Annotated in this window: 5 protein-coding genes; 4 read left to right on the top strand and 1 reads right to left on the bottom strand. The window is 34.9% G+C overall.

Going from position 1 to position 4,618, the window contains the following annotated elements:
- Positions 1 to 77: 77 nt before the first annotated feature.
- Positions 78 to 221: a helix-turn-helix domain-containing protein gene (locus tag JOC37_RS13010; RefSeq protein WP_207755019.1), complete on the bottom strand. Its 144-nt coding sequence runs from the start codon at positions 219 to 221 to the stop codon at positions 78 to 80.
- A 189-nt stretch (positions 222 to 410) separates the two neighbouring features.
- Here JOC37_RS13010 and JOC37_RS13005 point away from each other — a divergent pair, with 189 nt between their 5' ends.
- The 4 genes from JOC37_RS13005 (at position 411) to JOC37_RS12985 (ending at position 4,516) form a co-directional block, all read left to right on the top strand.
- Entirely contained in the window at positions 411 to 1,076 is a 666-nt protein-coding gene (locus tag JOC37_RS13005; RefSeq protein ID WP_204619570.1) for a helix-turn-helix domain-containing protein, read from the top strand.
- Between the two features lie 196 nt (positions 1,077 to 1,272).
- Entirely contained in the window at positions 1,273 to 1,599 is a 327-nt protein-coding gene (locus JOC37_RS13000) for an ImmA/IrrE family metallo-endopeptidase (protein WP_204619571.1), read from the top strand.
- Positions 1,600 to 1,647: 48 nt separating this feature from the next.
- A complete protein-coding gene (locus JOC37_RS12995; RefSeq protein ID WP_204619569.1) occupies positions 1,648 to 2,496 on the top strand; it encodes a CRISPR-associated protein Cas4 in 849 nt (282 codons plus the stop codon).
- A 535-nt stretch (positions 2,497 to 3,031) separates the two neighbouring features.
- Positions 3,032 to 4,516 carry a recombinase family protein gene (locus JOC37_RS12985; protein ID WP_204619567.1) on the top strand — a complete coding sequence of 495 codons (1,485 nt, stop codon included), beginning with the start codon at positions 3,032 to 3,034 and terminating at the stop codon, positions 4,514 to 4,516.
- Positions 4,517 to 4,618: the final 102 nt, after the last annotated feature.

Raw genomic sequence — 4,618 nt, 5'->3', positions numbered from 1 at the left:
GGGGATGTTGACAAGTGGTTTTTACTTTCTTGTTCTAGTAATTGACCTACATAAATTGGCTGCCAAACCTTACATTTTTATTCTGCCATAAACAAAGAAGGGTCTCTAGTACCATTTTCTATCTGTGTATAAAACGATCTTGATATACCAATAGCTTTAGCTGCCTCACCATGTGATAAATTTAGATTTATTCTTTTGTTCTTAATTAAAGTACGTTTCAAAGTAATATCACCCCTGCGTGTTGTTTATTGCAACATCCACTAAAAATATTATATGTTGTTTATTGCAACACGTCAATGCTTTTTAAAAAATTTCGCTTACTGTGTGCAACATATACACTTTCCTTGTTGCTGGTTGCAACTTATTTGTGTAAAATAAATATTAATAAAGTTTACAGAAGAGGTTTATATATGAACGTTTTTGCTCAAAGACTTAAAAAACTTCGAGAAGAGTACGGGCTGTATCAAAAAGAATTAGCAGGTAAGATAGGTGTAAAACGAGGCACCGTGGCTGCTTGGGAAGCTGGGCGCTTGCCCGAAAGAAGCGCTCTTGAAAAGCTAGCTAATTTTTTTGGAACCAGTGTTGACTACCTTTTAGGACGTACTGATTTTTTCACCCCGGAATATAAACCCAACCCTGTTTCCGGCAGCCTAAATAACCTTCTCGACAAAACCAAAAACTTGCGGCCTTCACAGCAGCAGGCTATAAAAAGCATTTTATCTGCCGTTGAAAATGTGGCCGATGAGTTTTGTAAAAACAATATTAAAAGTACCAATAATAAAAAAAATTATGTTGAAATACTTGATCTGCTGGATAAAGAGGACATAAATTTAACGGTCGGCGGCCGGCCGCTCACCCTGGAAGAAAGAATTCAAATTCTTGAGTTTTTAAAAGAAAAAATTTCAGACGATGACGATGAGCAGGCCGCTACTAAAGAAAACAGCAGCGCCGGCATAACCATTGCCGCCAGCTATCAGGGGGATAGTTTAATTCAAGATCCATCTCCTGAAGATATAGAAGACATTAAAAAAGCGATAGAATTTGCCGAAAACAGGAAAGGAAAAAAAAATAATTAACATCTTGGGGACTGACAGCGTTGAAATGTCAGTCCTTTTTTGTTTTGACTACCGTGTATGGACACTAAATTTGAAAAGTTAAAATTAATTGCTGAAAAACACCAGATACCCATTTACTATTACCGGTTTCAGAACCCGAAGCAAAACGGCTTATATGTAAGAAAAAATGTAAGAAAAAGAAGATGGACAAGCCTATATAATACTCAATACTCGCCTGCTGTCTGATCCGGTGCTTCACCGGTGCGTTTTAGCAGAAGAAATCGGCCACCATTTCACAAAAGCAGAATCTAATCTGCTGGTGGACAACCAGTCTATAAGAAAACGTGTACAAATACTGATAGATGAATACAAGGCTCGGATATGGGCAGTGAATTTTTTGGTTCCATATGAGGAATTTAAGGAGGTGGTGCAGGGGTCAAGTCTATCAGATAAAGAATTGGCCAAATATTTTAGGGTGACAAAGGAGTTTATAAAACTGCGGCGTTCACTTGATTCAAAGGAACTGGAAATATATAGGTGTTAATTCATCCCTTTCACATATACTTGATCATATGAAAGGACGTGATTATTATTGGGTAAGAAACTTATCAATGCCTCGGAAATAAATGAATTTTTTTACTGCCCTCTTAAATGGTACTATAATATGAAATATGGTAAAGAAAAATTAAGTCAAATGTCAAAAGAAAATTTGAAGCATTGCAAAAATATCCCTAAAAAAAGTTACAACAGACTTAAAAAAGGAATTGAATACCATCGAGAATTCCAACAAAAAATATATACTAATAAAAATTCAAATCCGTTAAAAATTATTATTGCCTTTTTAGGTGTTATTTCTTTAGTAACATTGCCAATTCATTTGGCTATGTTACTTATAATATGCGGAATTTTATTATACATAGTACACAAACCCTTTATTGAAGAGCAAGAACCTAAATTCTTACCTTCGTTTGAGGGTGAAGTTGCTTATGTTGATAACAATTCATCATCTTATGAAGGAAACTTAAGCAGCTTTAAGAATCGTATTTGCGGTAAACCGGACAATATACAAAAGTTAAATGATGGTACTTACTACGTAATAGAGTTAAAAAATAAAGAAAAGAACGAAACTGGAAAACCATACTTTAACGATAAAATGCAGTTAGCTTGTTATTTTATATTAACTGAGGAACATTTTGGTCCATGCCATGTTGGATTAATTAAATATAAAAATTGTCAATTTCAAATAGAAAACACACCTGAATTAAAAGAAAAATTATTAAAGACAGTAAAATACATGCAATATTTGATAAAAAGTAACACTCCCCCAAAAAAGCCAAAATATATTTCTCGAAAAAAATGCAGCAGTTGTAAATGTAAATATACAGTTTGTGAACTATACAATTACAATAATAGGGATAAATTATCAAACACAGATTATTAGTAAAAACAACTATAGGCATCCGCTTTGTAGCCGAGTTATGATTAGTAAAGCCTTTGAACACCTGTTGCAAAGAACACAATATCTCATGGAAGATAATGGAATAGATGGACAATGTATTGTAATTGGTGATGAAACCTGTAACTTTTACTAAAGCAGAAAACATAATAAACAATGTTGTATTTGGCTCATCACTACATAATCCCGGCTTACAGATATCGGATTGGATAGCCTTTGCTATACGAAACTGGGCAACAAACCAAAATCCACACATCATTTCTAAGTTCAATGAAATAAAACATAAATTTAGAGACGGAGAAAACGGCGCGTTTGGTAGAGGAATTGTGTTAATACCAAATAAAACAGATTTTCCCACAATAAAATAAAAATTGGTGGCATCGGGACGCATCCCTTACGGCACGCATGCCGCTCCACCAATTTCCTAACACATATTTATTATTTGGTTTGTATTGTACTCTTTTTTTATTTGAAAATCAATATTTTTGAAAGATGATTTTAAATTGTTTGGGGTGAAAAAATGAAACGTGGAGCAGTGTATATTAGAGTATCTAACCTCCGAGATGATGGTGTTAGTCCAGAAACACAAATGGAAAAAGCCCAACTTCAAGCAAAGTTGCTTGGTATAGACATAGTTAAGGTTTATGAAGATTTAGATATATCTGGACGTACAGTTGACAAACGTATCGGATTTAACCAGCTAATTGATGATGTTAAAGCTAATAAATATGATGTGGTACTGGTGTATCGTTTAGATAGGTTTGCTAGGAACGTACGGGACTTCCATCACTATATGGAGATACTTGAAAGTCACGGGACATCCCTTGTTTCTATTAGTCAAAACATTGATACCAGCTCTCCTACCGGTCGCTTGTTAAGAAATATACTCATTGATTTTGCACAATTTGAATCTGAAATGATTAGTGAACGCGTCAAGGATAATATGATACAAAACGCTAGGCGTGGATCGTGGAATGGAGGGCAAAAAGCATATGGTATGGACTGGGATGAAAAAAACAAGCAACTGGTAGCTAACGAAAACGCTAAATGGGTTGTTTTAATGTTTGAAGAATACGCCAAAAATCCAGGAGCAAATCGTATCCGCAATATATTACATCGAAAAGGTGTTTTATCACCGTCAGGAGGCAAATGGTGGGCTCCTTCTACCATTCGCTATATACTTAGGAACCCTATTTATGTAGGTAAAATAGAATACGCTGGTGAAGTTATCGACGGCAAACATGCTCCAGTGGTTTCACAGGAGCTTTTCGACCGCGTACAATATCTTCTTAGTAAAAATAGTGAATTAGCACCCCGAACTAGGGATAGTCGACACCTTCTTTCCGGATTAATAAAATGCCCCTATTGCAGCAGAAACTTACAAGCTAGGTACAACGGAAAAAAACGTGTACGCCGTTACATGTGCTACACTCGCATCAATATAGGTGTACATGAATGCCGATGCAAGATATTAGATGCTGAAAGTCTGGAAAATGCTGTAGTAAGTAATTTACATTCTTTATCTGAATCTGGCAAAGTTTTTGACGAAGCTAGAAATACTTTAAAACAAATTGTACAGTCATTAGAAAAAAAACAACCTGATACTGAAAGAATAAATAAAGAAAAACGTCTGCGGAAAATCCGTGCTGCTATGAAAGAATTATTTCAGGATTATTATGAAGAAAAGATTATTTCTCGTGAGCAATTTTTAAGAATGAATAAAGAATACTTGGAAGAAGAAAAACAATTAGTATCTTACCTTGAGGAAGCACAACAAGTTAATGATATTTATACTACTCAAGTTGCAAACCTTGATTTACTACAGGAACAATTAACAGCACTTAAAACTGCTTGGCCAATTATGACTTTTGAAGAAAAAAAATCTGTACTTCGTGATGTTGTTCAGTCAATAACACCATATGAAGATTATGTAGAATTAGATATATTTTTCATAAAACTTAAATTAACACCTACAAAAGTAACCGGTACTACACTAATTTTTTAGTTTTGTGAAAATCGAGTAGGAGGGAGTGATTAACTCCCGTCCTCTCACACCACCGTACGTACCGTTCGGTATACGGCGGTTCATGTTGTGGAACGAAGTTCA

This window comes from Desulforadius tongensis (assembly GCF_016907915.1).
Lineage (GTDB): Bacteria > Bacillota > Desulfotomaculia > Desulfotomaculales > Desulfohalotomaculaceae > Desulforadius > Desulforadius tongensis.
The sequence above is the reverse complement of the archived record's forward strand: the minus strand, read 5'-3'. Positions and strand labels throughout refer to the sequence as shown.

Bases quoted from the DNA above. Each gene is read 5' to 3' on its own strand.
- JOC37_RS13005 (WP_204619570.1), top strand. From the start codon at position 411: ATGAACGTTTTTGCTCAAAGACTTAAAAAACTTCGAGAAGAGTACGGG.
- JOC37_RS12985 (WP_204619567.1), top strand. From the start codon at position 3,032: ATGAAACGTGGAGCAGTGTATATTAGAGTATCTAACCTCCGAGATGAT.